13 protein-coding genes and 1 pseudogene are annotated in these 19,466 nt (G+C 71.6%); 7 read left to right on the top strand and 7 right to left on the bottom strand.

The window, feature by feature from the left end; genetic code table 11:
* Window positions 1-32 precede the first annotated feature (32 nt).
* A complete protein-coding gene (locus tag AB0G84_RS24380; RefSeq protein ID WP_361324468.1) occupies window positions 33-1,349 on the bottom strand; it encodes a hypothetical protein in 1,317 nt (438 codons plus the stop codon).
* A 547-nt stretch (window positions 1,350-1,896) separates the two neighbouring features.
* On the opposite strand from AB0G84_RS24380, the gene AB0G84_RS24375 reads away from it, so the two are divergent.
* Window positions 1,897-2,685: a hypothetical protein gene (locus tag AB0G84_RS24375; RefSeq protein WP_361324465.1), complete on the top strand. Its 789-nt coding sequence runs from the start codon at window positions 1,897-1,899 to the stop codon at window positions 2,683-2,685.
* Window positions 2,686-2,705: 20 nt separating this feature from the next.
* Here the strand turns inward: AB0G84_RS24375 and AB0G84_RS24370 are convergent, their stop codons facing one another.
* Complete coding sequence (locus AB0G84_RS24370; protein ID WP_361324462.1) at window positions 2,706-3,122, bottom strand: transcriptional repressor; 417 nt, start codon at window positions 3,120-3,122, stop codon at window positions 2,706-2,708.
* A gap of 352 nt (window positions 3,123-3,474) precedes the next feature.
* On the opposite strand from AB0G84_RS24370, the gene katG reads away from it, so the two are divergent.
* From katG to AB0G84_RS24355, 3 genes are all read left to right on the top strand, one after another.
* Window positions 3,475-5,703 (top strand): catalase/peroxidase HPI, encoded by a 2,229-nt coding sequence (gene katG, locus AB0G84_RS24365; protein WP_361324459.1) that lies wholly within the window; start codon window positions 3,475-3,477, stop codon window positions 5,701-5,703.
* A 432-nt stretch (window positions 5,704-6,135) separates the two neighbouring features.
* On the top strand, window positions 6,136-7,395 hold the full coding sequence (locus tag AB0G84_RS24360) for an MFS transporter (protein ID WP_361324456.1): 1,260 nt from the start codon (window positions 6,136-6,138) through the stop codon (window positions 7,393-7,395).
* Window positions 7,396-7,575: 180 nt separating this feature from the next.
* The gene (locus AB0G84_RS24355; RefSeq protein WP_361324453.1) at window positions 7,576-8,439 is read left to right on the top strand and encodes a DNA-formamidopyrimidine glycosylase family protein; all 864 of its coding nucleotides are present in this window, start codon (window positions 7,576-7,578) and stop codon (window positions 8,437-8,439) included.
* Window positions 8,440-8,543: 104 nt separating this feature from the next.
* On the opposite strand, the gene AB0G84_RS24350 is transcribed toward AB0G84_RS24355, so the two are convergent.
* Together AB0G84_RS24350 and AB0G84_RS24345 are read right to left on the bottom strand one after the other, a co-directional pair.
* The gene (locus AB0G84_RS24350; protein WP_361324609.1) at window positions 8,544-10,337 is read right to left on the bottom strand and encodes a choline/carnitine O-acyltransferase; all 1,794 of its coding nucleotides are present in this window, start codon (window positions 10,335-10,337) and stop codon (window positions 8,544-8,546) included.
* A gap of 328 nt (window positions 10,338-10,665) precedes the next feature.
* Window positions 10,666-11,535, bottom strand: a complete 870-nt coding sequence (locus tag AB0G84_RS24345) for an arpA protein (protein ID WP_361324450.1) — start codon at window positions 11,533-11,535, stop codon at window positions 10,666-10,668.
* Window positions 11,536-11,865: 330 nt separating this feature from the next.
* Between AB0G84_RS24345 and AB0G84_RS24340 the strand changes: the two genes are divergently transcribed.
* Both AB0G84_RS24340 and AB0G84_RS24335 read left to right on the top strand, forming a co-directional pair.
* Window positions 11,866-13,890 carry an NADPH-dependent 2,4-dienoyl-CoA reductase gene (locus AB0G84_RS24340; protein ID WP_361324447.1) on the top strand — a complete coding sequence of 675 codons (2,025 nt, stop codon included), beginning with the start codon at window positions 11,866-11,868 and terminating at the stop codon, window positions 13,888-13,890.
* A gap of 51 nt (window positions 13,891-13,941) precedes the next feature.
* Window positions 13,942-14,469 (top strand): annotated as a pseudogene (locus tag AB0G84_RS24335) (PadR family transcriptional regulator); the annotation flags it as partial.
* 197 nt (window positions 14,470-14,666) lie between these two features.
* Here AB0G84_RS24335 and AB0G84_RS24330 read toward each other — a convergent pair.
* The 3 genes from AB0G84_RS24330 to AB0G84_RS24320 all read right to left on the bottom strand — a co-directional run bounded on the left by AB0G84_RS24330 (window position 14,667) and on the right by AB0G84_RS24320 (window position 17,822).
* Window positions 14,667-14,921 (bottom strand): hypothetical protein, encoded by a 255-nt coding sequence (locus tag AB0G84_RS24330; RefSeq protein WP_361324444.1) that lies wholly within the window; start codon window positions 14,919-14,921, stop codon window positions 14,667-14,669.
* 272 nt (window positions 14,922-15,193) lie between these two features.
* Entirely contained in the window at window positions 15,194-16,813 is a 1,620-nt protein-coding gene (locus AB0G84_RS24325) for an AMP-binding protein (RefSeq protein WP_361324441.1), read from the bottom strand.
* 100 nt (window positions 16,814-16,913) lie between these two features.
* Window positions 16,914-17,822, bottom strand: a complete 909-nt coding sequence (locus AB0G84_RS24320) for a Gfo/Idh/MocA family oxidoreductase (RefSeq protein ID WP_361324438.1) — start codon at window positions 17,820-17,822, stop codon at window positions 16,914-16,916.
* A 481-nt stretch (window positions 17,823-18,303) separates the two neighbouring features.
* Between AB0G84_RS24320 and glnII the strand changes: the two genes are divergently transcribed.
* A complete protein-coding gene (gene glnII, locus AB0G84_RS24315) occupies window positions 18,304-19,326 on the top strand; it encodes a glutamine synthetase GlnII (RefSeq protein ID WP_361324435.1) in 1,023 nt (340 codons plus the stop codon).
* Window positions 19,327-19,466 lie beyond the last annotated feature (140 nt).

The following is a 19,466-nucleotide window of genomic DNA, read 5'->3' as shown; positions in this document are numbered from 1 at the left end:
GGTCACCAGTGCGCGGACATGCCGGGTCTGGTTCACGGAGCACATCGTTTGTCTTTTTCCGGGAGAATACGCAAAGCCATGACAGTGCCGTCCTCACCGAAGGAGACCGCGCCCCACTTCGGAGCGGTCGCATCATTCGGCAGCGTGGGGCGGAGCTCGTATGCGCGGCGCCGGTATGCCTCGACCTTCCCTTCGACCAGAAGCTGATACAGGTCTTCTGCCACCCCTGAGAACGCCTCGACGCGCGTCCTGTTCAACCTGAAGACCTGGTCAGTACCGAAGAAGCGGGTCGCGCCGAAGCAGTGCTCTGCGTCCCGGACGCTGGATGATCCTGCGAATGTTCGCTGTTCGTAGTGCTTGCGCCCCTGATCGCTGGTCAAGTACTGAGCGATCTCCATGCCAGCGCCGGCAAACGCCAGTTGGCCCGCGGCACCGGTTCGGGCAAGTATCTGACCGAACCACGCGCGATCTTTTCGTGGAATGAGGAAGCCGTCGTGGAAGCCTTCCTCGCCAGCGCGGGCAGGCACCCTCACAGCGTTGGCATACGGAGGGTTCCTCTTCGACGGCACGACGTCCGCACTATCGCTTCCTGTGACCGATCGCACAGGTAACAGCCCCTGGCCCGGTGCCTGCAGAGCGTGGACTGTGGTGCCCTCCTTGGCCAGCAGCTCGGTGGACATCAAGAGGCAGGGCGTGGTGTTCCACTCGGCGAGGTGGAAATGTTCAGCGCGCTCACTGGCCCTGGCCAGTTGCTTGAAGGCTGAGCGGTCGGTCTTCCCCGTGCGCTTGGTCGTCTTCTGGTGATTTCCGTTGGCCGTCACCACGAAGAGCCGGGACGGTTCGCCGGGCTTCCATGCTTCGATGAAGAAGTCAGGCCGTGGTCGAGCGCCCAGGGAAGGCCGCGGTCCGGAGCGCGCGAATCCAGCAAGCAGCACCGACTCGGCGTCGACAGTCGAGACCAGGTGATCCGGGAAGCGGGCCCGCACTGTGCGCTCTGCGATCGCCAACCCCAGCGCTCGTCCCAACTCTCGGGCCTGCATCCCCCTGTAGGAGAGTTCTGGGTTCTGCCCCTCCTCGGTGAGAGCCAGGTAGCCACTGGCACCGACTCCCAGGGCCTGGCAGTACTTCAGGGCCTGCCAGTGCTCGGCCAAGCCTCTTCCGCGCCCATGACGAGCCAAGGTGGCGGCTCGCGCGAAGACGCCGAGCAACTCCCAAGGCGTGGTAGCGAGATCGTTCTGTTCGGCCGTCTGTAGCGGTTCCAGCCCGGGCTTACGAGGAACTCGTTCCTCCTTGCCTCGCTCGCGTGCACGTTTGCGGGCGATGGCTGTGGCTGCCTTGTCGGTGTCCATCACCAGCGAGGCTGTCGAATTGACGCGTAAGGGGATCTGATGACGCAGTAGTGCGAGGATGCTTTCCGCAGGTACTGACATGGTGTGTCACGGTATGGAGGGGGGAGCGGGCGCACGCAAGTGCGCATGGGCGCCCAGGGGTCTCCCGGTAGGCGGACTGCTGCTCGGATGGTGCCCCTCCGGTCCGCAGCCCCCGGCGGGTGCACAGTGTGCACCCGTTGTGCACCAGGCCCGTCATCCAGGTCACATATTCGCAGGTCAGAATGGCTTCCGTGCTGCACTACGACATCTAAGATCGCCGCAGGTCAGAGCGGGTTTCTGCTCTCCTGGGCCGTCTGTGGGCCGTCGGGCGTGCTCTTTCCTCAGTGGAAGGGCACGCCCGACGGCCCTTCTTCACTGGCGCACAGTGGAGCCGAGCACCGCCCACACGCGTCGCCCATGTTGGCGCCGACTCGCCCATTTCCCTGCACGCTCGCCCCCTCGCCTGCGAGAATCGCGGAACGCTGTCGACCACTTCGTGGGCGTACCCACTCCGGGGAGTTGGGAAGTGAAGGCACAAACCATTCTCGCAGTCATCTCTTCGTTGGCGCTTGTCATATCGCTGGCCACTCTCTGGCAAAGCCACTTGGCGAAATTCAAGACCACGGCCGTCGCAGGCCTCCTAACGTTCCGGATCTCACAGATCGAGTCATCCGAGAGCAGCTGGTACCTACCGCAGGTTGACTGCCAAGTGACGATATCGAACACTGGAGCACGAGTAGGCAAGGTGCTCGGGATTCGAATGGTCGCTCGCTATCCGCTGCTACCGATCCCCGGCGCTCACGAAATATTCTCGGCCCATTGCGAAGTCGACTCTGCTCTCTACAAGAAGCATGCGGCCAACCGGTTCACGTGGATCGATAAGGCTAGCCTGGGCGACGCTGCGCCGTTTGTGCTCCTGCCACGGTCAAGCACCAGCAAACACATCGTGTTCGATACCCGCTGGGACGACCCGGTGATTCAGGACGAGATCGAGTTCACTCTCGAAATTCTCACCGATAGATCAACGAAGTGGATCGCAGTAGAGAAGTGGACACACAGGATCCGCGGCATCGAATGGTCTGAACTCACTGAAGTCGGAACTTCGATTGCGGTGTATCCGGCTAGCATAGGTTCTCACAATTCCTTCACCACCGTACCCTCCGACCTTCATGAATACACGAGAGGCAAGAAGGAGATCCCCGCCGGCGGATTCAAGATGCATGCTTCCCGCCTCGTATCGTCAAAACTTTCTGCGAAATCAAACGGGAAGCAGCACAAAAAGGATTCTGGCGCGATCGACGAGAGCAGCAGCTAACGCATGAGAGCGCAAGAGTGTCAGGTGCGGGTGCAGTCGGGGCACAGGCCCCGGTAGGTCACCTCGGCCTCGTGGACGGTGAAGCCGAACCGCTCGGTGGCGGGCAGATCGGCCAGGAGGTCGCCGGCGGGGTGGACGTCGCGGATCGCGTCGCAGCGCGAGCACACCAAGTGGTGGTGTGGGCGGTGGGCGTTCGGGTCGTAGCGCTTGGCACGGCCGTCGGTGGCCACCTCGCTCACCTCGCCGAGCGAGACGAGTTCACCGAGGGTGTTGTAGACGGTCGCGCGAGAGATCTCCGGCAGCCGGACGGCGGCTCGCGTGAGCACCTCGTCCGCGGTGAGGTGGACATGCTCGCCGTCGAGTACCTCGGCGACCACCCGGCGCTGTGCGGTCATCCGCCAGCCACGTCCGCGAAGCCGTTCCAGCAGGTCACTCATGGCCACCAGCCCTAACCGTTCATCGCCTGACAAAGAATCCGTACGGACCTGGTTGTCGTATTGACTTGGATTGGGTCCATCGTAGGATCGGCTCCAGCGAGAGCCAAGGGACAGGACAACAGCGGGAAAGAGCACGTGACGGTTCAGGTGGCGCATCCGCTCGGGGTTCGAGGGACGCGTTGTGTCGTCGCTGACGTCGACTGCGTGGTCGGCGAGGCCCCTGCCCGAGTGCGCCAACGACCCCGGCCTACCGGACGACGCGGCCGAGGTCATCCACTGGAGCCTGTGTCCCGACCGTTCCACCGCCCGCAGTTCCTGAGCAACGTGATCCGCCTGGCCCGGAAGGATTCCCATGCCTGAGAACCATGATGCAGCCGCCGTTGACGCAAAGGCAGAGGGTGGAGGTGGCTGCCCGGTCGCGCACGGGCGCTCCCCGCACCCGACCCAGGGCGGCGGAAACCGCCAGTGGTGGCCGGATCGGCTCAACCTGAAGATCCTCGCCAAGAACCCGGCGGTGGCGAACCCGCTGGGTGAGGGGTTCGACTACGCCGAGGCGTTCAACTCCCTCGACCTCGCCGCCGTGAAGCGGGACATCGCGGAGGTGCTGACCACCTCGCAGGACTGGTGGCCGGCCGACTTCGGCAACTACGGCCCGCTCATGATCCGTATGGCCTGGCACAGCGCCGGTACGTACCGGATCAGCGACGGCCGCGGTGGCGCCGGTGCCGGTCAGCAGCGCTTCGCGCCGCTCAACAGCTGGCCGGACAACGCCAGCCTCGACAAGGCCCGCCGCCTGCTGTGGCCGGTCAAGAAGAAGTACGGCCAGAACATCTCCTGGGCCGACCTCATGATCCTCACCGGCAACGTGGCGCTGGAGACGATGGGCTTCCAGACCTTCGGCTTCGCCGGCGGTCGCGAGGACGTGTGGGAGCCCGAGGAGGACGTGTACTGGGGTCCGGAGACCGAGTGGCTCGGCGATGCCCGCTACACCGGCGACCGCGAGCTGGAGAACCCGCTCGGAGCGGTGCAGATGGGCCTCATCTACGTCAACCCCGAGGGTCCCAACGGCAACCCGGACCCGATCGCCGCGGCCCGCGACATCCGTGAGACGTTCCGCCGCATGGCGATGAACGACGAGGAGACCGTCGCCCTCATCGCCGGTGGCCACACCTTCGGCAAGACCCACGGCGCGGGCCCGGCGGATCGCGTCGGCGCCGACCCCGAGGACGCCCCGATGGAGCAGCTGGGCCTGGGCTGGAAGAGCACGCACGGCACGGGCGTGGGCGCCGACGCCATCACCAGTGGTCTTGAGGTGACCTGGACCAGCACGCCGACGCAGTGGGGCAACGGGTTCTTCCAGAACCTGTTCGGCTACGAGTGGGAGCTCACCAAGAGCCCGGCCGGCGCCCACCAGTGGGTGGCCAAGGACGGGGCGGGCGCGGGCAGCATCCCCGACGCCCACGACCCGTCGAAGAGCCATGCGCCGACGATGCTCACCACCGACCTCGCGCTGCGCTTCGACCCGGTCTACGAGCCGATCTCGCGGCGCTTCTACGAGAACCCCGAGGAGTTCGCGGACGCCTTCGCCCGTGCCTGGTTCAAGCTGACCCACCGCGACATGGGCCCGGTCGTGCGTTACCTCGGCCCGGAGGTCCCGTCCGAGACGCTGCTGTGGCAGGACCCGCTGCCGGAGCGCGCCTACGAGCTGGTCGACGCCGCGGACATCGCCTCCCTCAAGGAGCGGATCCTCGGCTCGGGCCTCACGGTCGCGCAGCTCGTGTCCGCGGCGTGGGCGTCGGCCTCCTCCTTCCGCGGCAGCGACATGCGCGGCGGCGCCAACGGTGCCCGCATCCGCCTGGAGCCGCAGCGCACCTGGGAGGTCAACAACCCGGACGACCTCGCGCAGGTGCTGCGTACGCTCGAAGGCATCCAGGAGTCCTTCCACTCCGTGCAGACCGGCGGCAAGCAGGTCTCGCTGGCCGACCTGATCGTGCTCGCGGGCGGCGCGGCCGTCGAGAAGGCGGCCAAGGACGCCGGCCTCGACATCGAGGTGCCCTTCACGCCGGGCCGGGTGGACGCCGCGCAGGAGCAGACGGACGTGGAGTCGTTCGCCGCGCTGGAGCCGGCCGCCGACGGCTTCCGCAACTACGTCGGCAAGGGCAACCGCCTGCCGGCCGAGTACCTGCTGCTCGACAAGGCGAACCTGCTGACCCTGAGCGCGCCCGAGATGACGGTCCTCGTCGGTGGTCTGCGCGTCCTGGGCGCCACCCACGCCCAGGCGAAGCACGGCGTCCTCACCGACAAGCCGGGCACGCTGACGAACGACTTCTTCGTCAACCTGCTCGACCTGGGCACGACGTGGAAGTCGACGTCCGAGGCGCAGGACGAGTTCGAGGGCCGCGACGCCACCGGGGCCGTCAAGTGGACCGGCACTCGTGCCGACCTCGTCTTCGGCTCGAACTCCGAGCTACGCGCCCTCGCGGAGGTCTACGCGAGCGATGACGCCAAGGAGAAGTTCGTGCGCGACTTCGTCGCGGCATGGGACAAGGTGATGAACCTGGACCGGTTCGACCTCGCCTGATCGTGACGTCCAGGCCGAGCCGGGTGGCTCCTGCCGTGCCCGGCTGGTTCCCAGGGGCCTGTGCAGTGGGTGTGCACTGGTCGCACTGAGATCTGAATAGCCGTCAGGTGTGCTTCGAGGGCCGCCGCCTCCGGAAGGAGGGGGCGGCCCTCGCGCGTGCGGTGAACCACCGGCGGACGGTCGGGGAATCGACCGGGCGTGAGCCCGGCCTGTTCCTGCCGGTCGTGGTGGGCGGCAGCGGGGGCTGTAGCGGTGCGTGCCGGGGCGCTGTTCATGCCGGTCTTGTTGTCCTTACAACCTGTGGTTGTGCTGGCGGTCCGATGGGTTGTTTGCGCTTGCCGTCCGCCGCTCGCTTTGATGCCGGTGGTCGGCGCAGTGGTCGGCGCAGTGGTCGGTGCGCGGTGGTTCGGTTCGGCGAGGGGGACGGTGGGCGTGTCGGGCAGGCGGGCGCTGGGGCGGCGGTTCGGGTGGTTGTGGGCGGCGTTTGCGGTCAGCTCGTACGGCACGGGGCTCGGCTTCGGCGCGTTTCCGCTGCTCGCGGTCCTGGTGCTGCACTGCGGGCCGGCCCAGGTGGCGGCGCTGGCTGCCACGGGGCGGGCCGTGGGGGCCCTGGTCGCGGTGCCGCTCGGGCCCTGGGTGGAGTTCCGTCGTAAGCGGCCGGTCATGGTGGCGATGGACCTGACCCGGTGCGCGGCGTTGCTGAGCGTCCCCGCCGCGTTCGCGCTCGGCCGGCTCAGCTTCGGCCAGCTCCTGCTGGTCTCCGTCGTCACCGCGGCGGCCGACATCGCCTTCAAGGCGGCCAGCGGCGCGTACCTGAAGGCGCTGGTGCCGCCGGCGGACCTGCTCGTCGCGAACAGCCGCTTCGAGTCCACGACATGGGCCTCGACCACGCTCGGACCGCCGCTCGGCGGGGCCGCGATCGGGCTGTTCGGGCCGGTGACGACCGTGCTGGCCGACGCGGTCAGCTACCTGCTCTCGGCGCTGGGCATCCGGGCCATCGGCGGGACGGAGGCGCGCCCCGTACGCACCGGTGCACCGCGGCTGCGGGCGGGCGACCTGCTCGACGGCTGGCGCCACCTCCTCACCCACCCCACGCTGCGTCCGCTGTTCCTCAACGTGCTCGTGGTCAACGGCCTGCTCATGGCCACCGAGCCGCTGCTCGCCGTGCTCCTGGTGGGCCACCTCGGGTTCGCGCCCTGGCAGTACGGCCTGGCGTTCGCGGCCCCCTGCGTCGGCGGCCTGGTCGGCTCCCGTCTGGCGGGCCGGCTCGCGGCGCGGTTCGGCCGGCACCGGGTCCTGCGCACCGCCGGAGTGCTGCGCGTGTGCTGGCCCCTCGGGCTGGCGTTCGTCCGGCCCGGTGTCCCCGGGATCGTCCTGGTCATCGCCGTCCAATTCGGCGTGGTGACCTGCTGCGGCCTGTTCAACCCGGTGCTGGCGACCTATCGGCTCGACCACACCGAGTCCGACCGGGTCGCGCGCACCCTGGCCGCGTGGTCGATCAGTACCAGCGTCGCCATCGCGGCCCTGACGGCCCTGTGGGGTCTGCTGGCCGCCGTCACCGGTCCCCGCACCGCGATCGCCGCCGCCGGGATCCTGCTCCTGGCCACCCCGCTGCTTCTCCCGCGCCGCGAGAGCGTCCGCGGGAGCGAGCTCGCCGGTGCCGGAGCCCCGGAGGCCGTCGATCGGGTCTGAGGGGGGGAGCTTGTGGCGGTTCGTGAGCCGCAAGGCGGTCGAGGCCCGGCCCGGTGGTGCCGGGATGGCTTTGGCTGCCGCCCGGTGGGGCCGGCCGCGGGGACGGGACGGCTTCCACCACCGCCCGGTGGGGCCGGCCGCGGGGCGGGACGGCGTGGGGCAGGGCAGACTGGGGGGGGTATGCCTGAGATGCCGGAAGTGGAGGGGTTGCGGGGGTTCTTGGGGGAGCAGTTGGCGGGGCGGAGTGTGGCGCGGGTGGATGCGGTGTCCGTGGCGGCGCTCAAGACGTATGAGCCGCCGTTGAGTGCGCTGGAGGGGCAGGCGTGCGGTGGGGTGGACCGGTACGGGAAGTTCCTGGTGGTGCGGGCCGGGGAGCTGTGTCTGGTGATGCATCTGGCGCGGGCGGGGTGGGTGCGGTGGAACGAGCGGCTGCCGGCGGCGCCGCCGCGGCCGGGCAAGGGGCCGCTGGCGCTCCGGGTGCGGGTCTCCCCCGGTGAGGCGGGGTTCGAGGTGACGGAGGCCGGGAGCCAGAAGCATCTGGCGGTGTATGTCGTGCGGGATCCACAGGAGGTGCCGGGGATCGCGCGGCTGGGGCCGGACCCGTTGTCCGGGGAGGTGGGTCCGGAGGCGTTCGCGGGGCTGCTGGCGGGGGAACGGCGGCAGATCAAGGGCGTCCTGCGGGACCAGAGCGTGCTGGCCGGGATCGGCAACGCGTACGCGGACGAGATTCTGCATGCGGCGCGCCTGTCGCCGTTCAAGCTGGCCGACGCGCTGTCCGAGGCGGAGGTGTCGCGGCTGTACGAGGCGATGGGCAGCACGCTGGGCGAGGCGGTGGAGCGCGCCCGTGGGCTGGCGCCGGCGGAGCTCAAGACGGGGAAGCGGAGCGGGATGCGGGTGCACGGGCGGACCGGCGAGGCGTGTCCGGTCTGCGGGGACACCGTCCGTGAGGTGTCCTTCAGCGACTCCTCGCTGCAGTACTGCCCCACCTGTCAGACGGGCGGCAAGCCGTTGGCCGACCGGCGGCTGTCGCGGTTGTTGAAGTAGGCGGGCGCCGGCGGAGCGGAGGGGTGCCCCGCCGCCGGCCGGGCGGCCGGTGGCGGGGCGGGGCGGGCGCAGCGCGGCGGGGTGGAGCGCGGCGGGGGCGGGTGTCAGGACGCCGGGTGGGCGGTGGACAGCAGCTCGCGCAGCTCGTGCACGGCCTCGCGCAGGTGCTCGGCGAAGGTGTGCATGGGGGCGGCGACCGCGCGGGGCGTGCTGAGGTAGAGGTGGAAGCGGTCGGGGAGCAGGACGTAGGCGACGCCGATGCAGCGGCTGCTGGTGGAGCCGAAGCCGAAGTACTGGATGTGCCGGGAGGGGGCGGAGCTGGTGCTCAGGTAGTCGTCGCGCATGATCTGCCAGCCGGGGCTGCGGTAGAGGGCGGGCTGCTCGGGGACGCCCAGAGCGGGCCCGCGGCGGCGCTGGATGAGTTCGAGTTCCCACAGGTGCTGTTCGGGGGCGTCGCCGGCCTGGCACTGCCGGGCGCGGGCGACATGGGCGTCCGCGGCGGCGCGCAGGGCCGTGCGGCGGGCCTCGGCGTCCGCGGCCGGGTCCTGCATGGCGGCGACGAACGCGGCGATCTCGGGGGTGACCACCCGCATCGCCTCGGTGCGGCCGCGGCGCCACTGGCGGGTGGCGATCGACTCGTAGGTGGCGCCCAGGTGGCCCTTGGCGCGCTGGTGGGCCAGTTGGTAGGCGAGCTGGACGAAGGCGTCCGGGGAGAGGCCCAGGGACTTGGCGGTGTCGGCGCCGAAGTCGTCGAAGGCGACGGTGCGGGTGGCGGTGTCGGCCCCGTAGCGGGCGAACGCCTCGGCGGCGGAGTGCACCTTCTCGCGCAGGGCGTCGTCCAGGTGGAAGGTGAGCGGCTTCAGGGCGGGCAGGCCCTGGGGGCGGGCGCCGGACCGGCGGGAGTGTTCCTCGGCGGGGGTGGCCAACAGGTCGTCGACGAAGCTGAGGATGGTGGTGCCGTCCAGGTCGCAGTGTTCGACGTTGATACCGGCCCGTCCGTCGGCGAAGACGACGAACGAGACGGCCTTGTCGAACCAGCGGTTGCCCCGGTCGCCGTACAGCAGCTCGTCACAGGTCTGCTGGGTGTCGACGGGCGCGAAGTCCTCCAGGCAGACGCAGAACAGCGCGGTCTCCACGGCGTCGAGGGCGGCGGCGTTGTCCGGGTGGTGGGCCAGCAGGGACTCCCGGGCGGCGGCCCACTCGGCGCGGGCCATGGTGGTGAGGTGGCCGACCGGGGCGTCCGCGCCGGCCGGCGGCGCCTGGGTGCCGGCGCTGACGACGGCGTGCAGCCCGGCCTCCAACTCGTCCAGGCTGTGCGGGACGCCGTCCGGGCCGAGGACGTCCAGGGTGAACATCCCGCCCCGGAAGAAGACCACGATGTGCCGGGCGTCGGACGGGCCGGGCCACTCCTTGGTGTACGGGGCGCGGACGGTGTCCTGTTCGGCGCCGGGGATCCGGGTGGTGGAGAAGAGGAACTTGTTCTGCTCCATGGTCTGGGGGCGGTCGCGCAGCAGGACCGGGGGGATCCGTTCCTCGTCGAGCCGGTGCTTGTAGTGCAGGGAGGCGGCGATCAGGCCGGCGGCGCGGGCCAGTTGGGACTGCCCGGTGTCCTGGAAGAGGAAGAAGAAGTTGGCGTTGAGGGCGATCCGGTCGCGGCGGCCGAGGTAGCGGTAGGGCCAGAACGTGTCGAGCCAGCTGTGCACGCCGTCGGTCGCGTCGTACTCCTCCAGGGCCGCCTGGAGCACCCGGCCGGGGCCGCCGGGCCGCTGGTAGGCGGCCACCTCCGCCTCGGTCGCCGCCCGCTGCTCGTCGGTGAGCAGCGGTGCGCACCATGCGAGGAACCGCGTACAGCTCTCCTCCAGGGAGGGCAGCGGTACCCGCGGGAGGGTGTCCTCCAGCGCGAAGGTCGCGGAGGTGCCGGGAGCGGCGGCCGCCGGCGAAGTGGTGGGGGTGCCCTGGCTGTGGGTCACGTCGGGTCTCTCGTTTCGGCTCGTCGGGTGCGGAACGGGCGGTGCGGAACGGGGCGGGCAGGCAGGCAGGCAGGCAGGTCGGGTGCTCCGTGGGCCGGCCCGTGCGGGCGCCGGTCCACCGGCCGGGACGGGACGGCCTCCTCTCGGGGGGGCGAGGCGGCTGGGGCGCTCCTTTCGGATCTTCGTGGACGCGCGGATGCGCTCGCCCCACCAGGCCGGGGTCGCCCTGATCCACGAAGATCCAAAAGCAAACTCCCTAGTCGAGCAGCCGGTCGCCCCGGACGGCCCGGCCCTCGGCCGCCAGGTGCTCGGGCCGTACCCGGCCGAAGAGCTGACGGGTACGGGCCACGCTCCCGATGACGCCGGGCCGCTCGCTGTAGGCGAAGATCGCCGAGTGGCGCGCGGTGCCGCCCCGGACCGGACTCACCCGGTGCAACGAGTAACGGCCCTTGAAGAGTTGCAGATCGCCCGGGCGGAGCGGCAGCCGGCGGATCAGCCGCTCGCCGCGGCCCGCCAGGACGTCGCCGACGGCGCCGAAGTGCTCGTCGTGCGCGGACCGGATGTTCGGGCAGTACTCGAAGACGCCGCCGGACTCCGCGTCCTGGGTGAGCATGCTGACGGTGAACTCATTGGTGTCGAAGTGCCAGGGGTGTTCCTTGCCGGGCTCGACGACGTTGAGGACCAAACCGGACAGCGGGTCGGCCAGCTCGTGCAGCTGCGGCAGCTGGAAGCAGTGGGCGAGGAAGCGCTGGAAGGCGGGGTGCGCGTAGAGGCGGCTGATGAGGGAGCCGGCCGGGATGCGGTCCCGTGCGACGAAGGCGTTGCCGCGTTCGAAGAGCCGGCGGCCGGGGTGGCCGGCCGGCAGGGAGCGGTCGGCGGCGATGTTGTAGACGTTGACGGTCTCGACGTCGAAGTGCGCGCGGGGTGCGAGGTCGGCGCACTCCCGTCGGAGGGTCTCGCGCTGCGCGGGGTGGATGAAGTCCGGCAGGACGGTGCAGCCGAGGGTGTCCAGCTCCTGGCGGGCGCGGGAGACCACGGCCCGCACCTCGGGGCCGTCCGGCTCCGTCAGGGGGTACCGGGCGGTGTCGACCACCTGGTCCAGCGTCATGGCTTCCAAGGTGCTCATGCGTTCCTCTCCACGTACGTGACCCGACCGATGCCGCTCCAACTCCCCCGTGATGAACCGGACTTGACGCTGCCACAGGGCCCGGGTGGTTGTCTGTGATCCGACACACGGTGCGGGGGGCGGGCGGCCTCGGCGCCCCGGCCTGCGTTCCGGGCCGCCGCCTCGTCGTACCCCTCCACCGGGCCGGATACGCGCCCGGCGGCGACCGGCGCACACGGCGGGGCGGGGGCGCCGCCCGCGTCGGCTCGCTCACAGTTTGTGCAACTTGTTGCATAAGGACGTCCGGCTGGTCTACAACGGTGCGGACGTCCACCCCGCAAGGAGGCCCCGATGAGCGCCGAGAGCCCGTACCCGCACCTGATGAGCCCGCTCGACCTGGGGTTCACCACGCTCCCCAACCGGGTGCTGATGGGCTCGATGCACATCGGCCTGGAGGAGGCGGAGAACGGGTTCGAGCGGATGGCCGCCTTCTACGCCGCCCGGGCGCGCGGTGGCGTCGGCCTGATGGTGACCGGCGGTATCGCCCCCAACGACGCGGGCCGGCCGTACGAGGGCGGGGCCAAGCTCACCACTGAGGCGGAGGCCGCCCAGCACCGGACCGTGACCGAGGCGGTGCACGCCGCGGGCGGGCGGATCGCGCTGCAGATCCTGCACTTCGGGCGGTACGCGTACCACGCCGACCTGGTCGCCCCCAGCGCCCTCCAGGCGCCGATCAGCCCCTTCACCCCGCACGCGCTCACCGACGAGCAGGTCGAGCAGACCATCGAGGACTATGTGCGGGCGGCGGAGCTGGCCCGCTCCGCGGGGTACGACGGCGTCGAGATCATGGGCTCCGAGGGCTACCTGATCAACGAGTTCATCGCCGGGGCGACCAACCAGCGCACCGACCGCTGGGGCGGGTCGTACGAGAACCGGGTGCGCTTCCCGCTGGAGATCGTCCGGCGGACCCGGGAGCGGCTGGGCCCCGACTTCATCCTGATCTACCGGCTGTCGATGCTGGACCTGGTCCCCGGCGGCTCGACGCTGGAGGAAGTGATCACGCTCGCCAAGGAGATCGAGGCGGCCGGCGCCACGATCATCAACACCGGCATCGGCTGGCACGAGGCTCGCATCCCGACCATCGCCACCTCGGTGCCGCGCGGCGCGTACACCTGGGTGACCAAGCGGCTGATGGGGTCGGTGTCAGTCCCGCTGGTGACCAGCAACCGGATCAACACCCCCGAGGTCGCCGAGGAGGTGCTCGCCGACGGGCGGGCGGACATGGTGTCGCTGGCCCGGCCGTTCCTGGCCGACCCGGAGTTCGTCGGCAAGGCACGCGAGGGCCGGGCCGACGAGATCAACACCTGCATCGGCTGCAACCAGGCCTGCCTCGACCACACCTTCAGCGGCAAGCTCACCTCGTGCCTGGTCAATCCGCAGGCCTGCCACGAGACCGAGCTGGTGCTCTCGCCGACCCGGCTGCGCAAGCGGCTCGCGGTGGTCGGCGCCGGACCGGCCGGCCTGGCGTGCGCGGTCGCCGCCGCCGAGCGGGGGCACGAGGTGACCTTGTTCGACGCGGCGGCGGAGATCGGCGGGCAGCTGAACGTCGCCAAGCGGATCCCCGGCAAGGAGGAGTTCGACGAGACGCTGCGCTACTTCCGCACCCAGCTGAAGCTGCGCGGTGTCGAGGTGCGGCTGAACACCCCCGTCACCGCCGCGGACCTGGGCGGGTACGACGAGGTGGTGGTCGCCACCGGTGTGACGCCGCGCATCCCGGAGATCGAGGGCGTCGACCACCCGAGCGTGGTCAGCTACCTCGATGTGCTGCGGGACGGCGCGGCGGTCGGCGAGCGGGTGGCGGTCGTCGGGGCCGGCGGCATCGGGTTCGACGTCGCGGAGTTCCTGACCGACGCCGGCGACGGGGCCAACCAGGACCCGGAGACCTACTTCCGCGCCTGGGGCGTGGACACCTCCTACGGCGACCGGGGCGGGCTGCGGGCACCGGAGCGGCCGAAGACACCGCGCCAGGTGCACCTGCTGCAGCGCAAGACCTCGAAGGTCGGCGCGGGGCTGGGCAAGACCACCGGCTGGATCCACCGCACCGAGCTGCGGCACCGCGGGGTGACGATGGTGGCCGGGGCGACGTACGAGCGGATCGACGACGAGGGGCTGCACCTGACCGTGGACGGCACCGCCACCACGCTCGCCGTGGACACGGTCGTGCTGTGCACCGGCCAGGAGCCGCGGCGGGACCTGTACGAGGAGCTGCGGGCCCAGGGGCGGGCGGCGCACCTGATCGGCGGGGCGGACGTGGCCGCCGAGCTGGACGCCAAGCGGGCGATCAAGCAGGGCACGGAGCTTGCGGCGGCCCTGTGACGCCGGGCCCGGCCGGGGGCACTCCCCGGCCGGGCTTTCTAGGATTCCCCCATGTCACTCCCGCACGCGATCCTCACCGCCCTGCTAGAGAAACCGTCGTCGGGGCTGGGGCTGACCCGCCGCTTCGACCGGTCGATCGGCTACTTCTGGTCGGCCACCCACCAGCAGATCTACCGCGAGCTGGGGAAGCTGGAGCAGGCCGGGTTCATCCGGGCGCTGCCGTCCGACCAGCCGGCCCGGGGCCAGAAGAAAGAGTTCGAGGTGCTGCCCGCGGGCCGGGCGGAGCTGACCGCATGGGCCTCGCGGGAGCAGGAGTCCAAGCCCATCCGCGATGCGCTACTGCTGCGGCTGCGGGCCGCGGCGGTGGTGGGACGGTCCGGGCTCGACGAGGAGCTGCGCCGCCATCTGGCGCTGCACCGGCGGCAGTTGACGGAGTACGAGGAGATCGAGGGCCGCGACTTCGGGGCCGCCTCGGCGCCGGAGGACCGGCTGCGGCGGCTGGTGCTGCGGGCCGGGATCGGGCTGGAGACCTTCTGGGTGGCCTGGCTGGCGGAGGCGCTGGCCGAGGTCGAGGACATGGGGACGGGCGGCGCGGACGCGGGAACGGGCGGCACGGACAAGAGAACGGGCGGCACGGACAAGGGAACGGGCGGCACGGACAAGAGAACGGGCGGCACGGACAAGGGAACGGGCGGGCGGCCCGGGGAGTAGCTCCCGGGCCGCCCGCCCGTGCCGTCACCGGTCGGTGCGGACCGCCGGCGCCGGCCGGTGGGGCGTCAGCACTGGTCGTAGATCAGGGCCCGCACCATCCGGCAGGTCGCGTCGGACGGGGTGTGCACGCCGATCTGCTGGGCGGTGCTGCGGATCCTGCGGTTGTGGGCCTGCTCGGGGCGGTAGACCCCGGTGTCGAGCAGGGCTATGGCCAGCCGCATGGCCTTCAGGCGGCGGTTGTGCGATTCGTAGCGCTCGCGCGGCCATCCGGCGGGCAGCGGCTTCTTGGGCAGCGGGTGGGCCGGAAGAGGCTTCGTCATGAGTGTGGCGGCAGCGGTCATCGGCGCCCTCCTGGAGCTGGGGAAATCCCTCACTGACTGGTTCCCATTCTACGGCGCACCACTGACAAAAGCCCCTGGCCAGCGGGGATTTGGGCGCTCCGACCGGCCCCACGGAGGAGCCCCGCGAAGGGGCTCCACCAAGGGCGGTCGGAGGGCAGTGGGGGGCCGGGAAGGGCGGCCGGAGAACCCGGGAGCGCCCGCCCCGGTAAGCCCCCTGACGCGAGCGCGCAGCGACCGCCGGCCTGCCGGGTTCAGCCCGCCGCGGTACGGGTCCGCAGGCGGTTCTTGTCGGGCTTGCCCACCGGGGTGAGCGGGATCTCGTCGACGAGGTGGACCGCGGCCGGGGCGTAGAGGGCGCCCTTGTGCTCGGTGACGAAGGCGCGGAGGGCACCGGTGTCGACGGCGCGGCCCGGGAGCGGGACGACCGCGGCGTGCACCTCCTCCGCCTCGTCGGCGGTCCGCACCCCGAAGACGGCGCACTCGGAGACCGCCGGGTGGGTGTGCAGCAGGTCCTCGACCTCCGCCGGGTGGACATGGCCGCCCACCACGATGATCAGGTCCTTGAACCGGTCGACGAGGTAGAGCCGGCCCTCGTCGTCGAGGCACCCGGCGTCACCGGTGCGCAGCCAGCCGTCGCCGGGCAGCGCCCGCGCGGACTCCTCCGGCTGCTTCCAGTAGCCGGTCATCACGCTGGCGGAGCGCACCCAGATCTCGCCCTGCTCCCCCGTCGGCAGGATCTTCCCCGCCTCGTCGCGGACGGTGAGTTCGACGCCGGGCAGGGCGCGGCCGACGGTGATCCGGCCGCCCGGGCCGGTCGGCTGATGGTCCTCCGGCAGGGCCGTGGTGATCGCCAGCGCCTCGGACATCCCGTACATCCCGTAGAGCACCGGGCCGAAGGCCTTGACGGCCTCCATCAGCCGGGACGGGGAGGCCGCGCAGCCGCCGTAGCTGATGCTGGTGAGCGAGCCGAGGTCGGTGCCGGGCAGGGCCGGGTCGTCCAGGAGGCGGTAGAGCAGCGGGGGCAGCAGCCAGAGGTGGGTGATCCGCTCGCGGTCGATGGCGGCGAGCACCGCACCCGGGTCGAAGGCGCGGTGCAGTACGACGCTCCCGCCTGCCGCCAGTGCGACGTCGGAGAGGATGCCCGCCAGGTGGGCGAGCGAGGTGCAGGCGAGGAAGCGGGGCGGCGCGCCGTCTGCGGACCCCATCTGGGCGACCAGGGCGGCGTACGGGCCGTGCGCCATCCGGATTCCCTTGGGGATGCCGGTGGTTCCACCGGTGTACCGGATGCACCAGTCGTCCTCGGGGCCGGCGGCGCTCGCGACGGCGGGGAAGGGGGTCCCCCCTGCTCCTTCGCGCTCGGGGGACGGCAGCGCGGCGCAGTCGGCCAGCAGGTCGGGACCGAGGGTGCGGCCCGGCGTCGGCCCGAGGGTCAGGACCGTGGGGCGCGCGCCCGCCAGGTGCCCGAGCAGGGCCTCCGCGGTGCCGGACAGGTCGGGGTCGACCAGCAGCAGCACGGTCTCGGCGCTCTCGGCGACCTTGGCCAGGGCCTCGGCGGCCATCCCGTCGTAGAGCAGCACGACCCGCGCGCCGAGGAGGTTGGCGGCGTAGCGGGCGGCGAGCGCCTCATGGCGGTTGCCGCTGAGGACGGAGACGGTGTGGCCGCGGCCGATGCCGTGCGCGGCGAACACCGCCGCCATGCGGTGGACGGTGGCGTGTAACTCGCCGGCGGTGACCTCGGGGCGGCTCCCTGTGCCGGGACCGCCGCCGCCGGCCGGGGCTTCCGGGCCGGTCAGCACGGTGCGCGACGGGTCGCGGGCGAGGGTGGCGAGGATGGCATCGACGTAGCTGGTGAATCCGGTGGCGGGCGGCATGGCGGGGCTCCTTCGAGGTGGCGGCGGGCCGGCGGCCCGTTGGTGGCCCCGACGCTACGTCGACGCGCTGATGCCCTCCATGACCAATTCCGCCATGTGCTCATGACGGCAGAGGCATCAGCGGGGTCAGCGTCTGCTCCGCGGCGGCGAGGATCTCGGTGACCCGCAGCCCGAAGTGGACGTCGCAGGCGTTGGGCAGTCCGCTGCCGACGGCGGCGAGCAGGGCGTCCACGGCGTGGTGGTAGGCCGCTTCCGGCCCGTGCTGCCGGTGCGGCAGGGCGGTGATGCCGGCGGCGCCGCGGAGGGTGACCTCGACGCCGGCCGCGGCGGGCGGGGCGGTCAGTCCAACGGTCGCCGAGCTGGCCGCCCCGCTGCTGTGACGCATCGTCAGCAGGACGGTGTCAGCCGGGCCGCGGGCGGCGGTGACGGACTCCGCGTCGCCGAGCACCGGGAGCAGGACGGATAGCGCATGCGGGCCGAGGTCCCACAGGGCGCCCTTGTCGCGGCGCCAGGGCGAGTGGGCGTACGGGCTGGTGGCGCCGTCGGAGAAGACCGGGGAGAGCCAGTCGGCGTGCGCGGTGAACCAGCCGCCGAGCGCCGCTTGAGCGGCGATCCACGCGCCCTCCTCCCGGCCGAAGCGGGCGGTGAAGAACACCACCGAGGCGACGCCGGCGCGTTCGGTCGCCTCGGCGACCGCGCGGGCCTCGGGTACCGAGGTGGCGACCGGCTTGTCCAGCAGGAGGTGGCGGCCGGCGTCGGCGGCGCGTACCGCCAACGGGCCCTGGACGGTGGGCGGCAGGGCGAAGGCGAGGGCGTCGCAATCGGCGAACAGCTCCTCCGGCGTGGCGTACGGCCGGCTGTCGTGGGCCTGGGCCAGTGCGGCGGCGGCCTCCGCCCGGCGGCCCCAGATACCGGTGAGCTCGACGCCGGGGTGGGCGGCGAGGGCGGGGGCGTGGACACCGCGCGCCCAGGGGCCGGTGCCGAGGAGTCCGATGCGCAGGGTCGTCATGCCGGTCAGTGTGCCGCGGAGGGCGGCGGGCGGCGCGGAGGCGGCGCGCGGGCGGGGGCGGGGGCGGCGCGCGGGCGGAGGCGGTCAGCGGCTGGGGCGCGGAGGGCGGCCCAGGGCGGGCGGGCATGGGGCCGGCGGCATGGAGCCGGCGGCGCGGCGGGCGGGGCCCAGCGGGCCGTACGCCCGGCAGGGCACACGCCCGGTGGCCCAGCCGTCCGGCGCCCACATCGGGTGCCCGCATCGGGTGCCCGGACGACCGGGTCGCCCACCGGGCGCCCCTCCGCACCGTAACGATGGGGCGCACCCCACCAGCTCAGGCCAGGTAATCCCTGGCATATGACAGGCGTCACCTTCGAATCGGCGGGATGTCCGACTGAGTAACCTGCGGTTCACAAATGAGCAACGGACGGGAAATCGCCCCTTGCGAGAGTGCGAAGCAACGCCCGCATACGTCCCCGCACCCCGTACCAGAGGACCCCCCGTGACCATCAAGGCCGAGTACATCTGGATCGACGGCACCCAGCCGACCGCCACGCTCCGCTCCAAGACCAAGATCCTTCGCGACGGCAGCTCCCTGCCGCGCTGGGGCTTCGACGGGTCCAGCACCAACCAGGCCGAAGGCCACGCCTCGGACCTCGTACTGGAGCCGGTCTTCAGCTGCCCGGACCCGATCCGCGGCGGTGACCACCTGCTGGTGCTCTGCGAGGTGCTCCACACCGACCTGACCCCGCACCCCTCCAACACCCGTGCGCTGCTGCGCCCGGTGGCGGAGAAGTTCGCCGGCCAGGAGCCGCTCTTCGGCATCGAGCAGGAGTACACCTTCCTCAAGGGCGACCGCCCGCTCGGCTTCCCCGAGGGCGGCGGCTACCCGGCTCCGCAGGCCGACTACTACTGCGGGGTGGGCGCCGGCGCCATCTTCGGCCGGGAGATCGTCGAGAAGCACCTGGACCTGTGCCTGGCGGCCGGCCTCGGACTGTCCGGCATCAACGCCGAGGTCATGCCCGGTCAGTGGGAGTTCCAGGTCGGCGCGCTGGCGCCGCTGGAGGTCTCGGACCACATGTGGGTGGCGCGCTGGCTGCTGCACCGGGTCGCCGAGGACTACGGCGTCACCGCTTCGCTGGACGCCAAGCCGGCCAAGGGCGACTGGAACGGCGCGGGCGCACACACCAACTTCTCCACCCGTGCGATGCGGGAGGGCTACGACCCGATCATCACCGCCTGTGAGGCGCTGGGCGCGGACGACAAGCCGATGGAGCACGTCCGCCAGTACGGCACCGGCATCGAGGACCGGCTCACCGGTGCCCACGAGACCGCCCCCTGGCACGAGTTCAGCTACGGCGCCTCCGACCGCGGGGCCTCGGTGCGGATCCCCTGGCAGGTCGAGGTCGATAAGAAGGGCTACATCGAGGACCGTCGGCCGAACGCCAACGTCGACCCGTACGTGGTCACCCGGCTGATGGTGGACACCTGCTGCACGGAGCTGGCGCGGCGCGAGCAGGTCTGAGCCGGGCCAAGACCCGGCGCGGCGGCAGGATACCGCTGCGGAAGGACGGCGCAGGGGCCGGGCCGGTGGGCCCGGCCCCTGCGCGTGGACGCGCGCCCGCGCGGCGCGGGTCAGGGCGGGCGGAGACGACGGTCAGCGGC

This window comes from Streptomyces sp. NPDC020742, from assembly GCF_040641675.1.
GTDB lineage: Bacteria > Actinomycetota > Actinomycetes > Streptomycetales > Streptomycetaceae > Streptomyces.
This window is presented reverse-complemented; position numbering and strand designations above follow the sequence as displayed.

Bases quoted from the DNA above. Each gene is read 5' to 3' on its own strand.
- AB0G84_RS24370 (WP_361324462.1), bottom strand. From the start codon at position 3,122: ATGAGTGACCTGCTGGAACGGCTTCGCGGACGTGGCTGGCGGATGACC.
- AB0G84_RS24355 (WP_361324453.1), top strand. From the start codon at position 7,576: ATGCCTGAGATGCCGGAAGTGGAGGGGTTGCGGGGGTTCTTGGGGGAG.
- AB0G84_RS24330 (WP_361324444.1), bottom strand. From the start codon at position 14,921: ATGACGAAGCCTCTTCCGGCCCACCCGCTGCCCAAGAAGCCGCTGCCC.
- AB0G84_RS24380 (WP_361324468.1), bottom strand. From the start codon at position 1,349: ATGGACACCGACAAGGCAGCCACAGCCATCGCCCGCAAACGTGCACGC.
- AB0G84_RS24345 (WP_361324450.1), bottom strand. From the start codon at position 11,535: ATGAGCACCTTGGAAGCCATGACGCTGGACCAGGTGGTCGACACCGCC.
- AB0G84_RS24320 (WP_361324438.1), bottom strand. From the start codon at position 17,822: ATGACGACCCTGCGCATCGGACTCCTCGGCACCGGCCCCTGGGCGCGC.
- AB0G84_RS24340 (WP_361324447.1), top strand. From the start codon at position 11,866: ATGAGCGCCGAGAGCCCGTACCCGCACCTGATGAGCCCGCTCGACCTG.
- AB0G84_RS24325 (WP_361324441.1), bottom strand. From the start codon at position 16,813: ATGCCGCCCGCCACCGGATTCACCAGCTACGTCGATGCCATCCTCGCC.
- katG (WP_361324459.1), top strand. From the start codon at position 3,475: ATGCCTGAGAACCATGATGCAGCCGCCGTTGACGCAAAGGCAGAGGGT.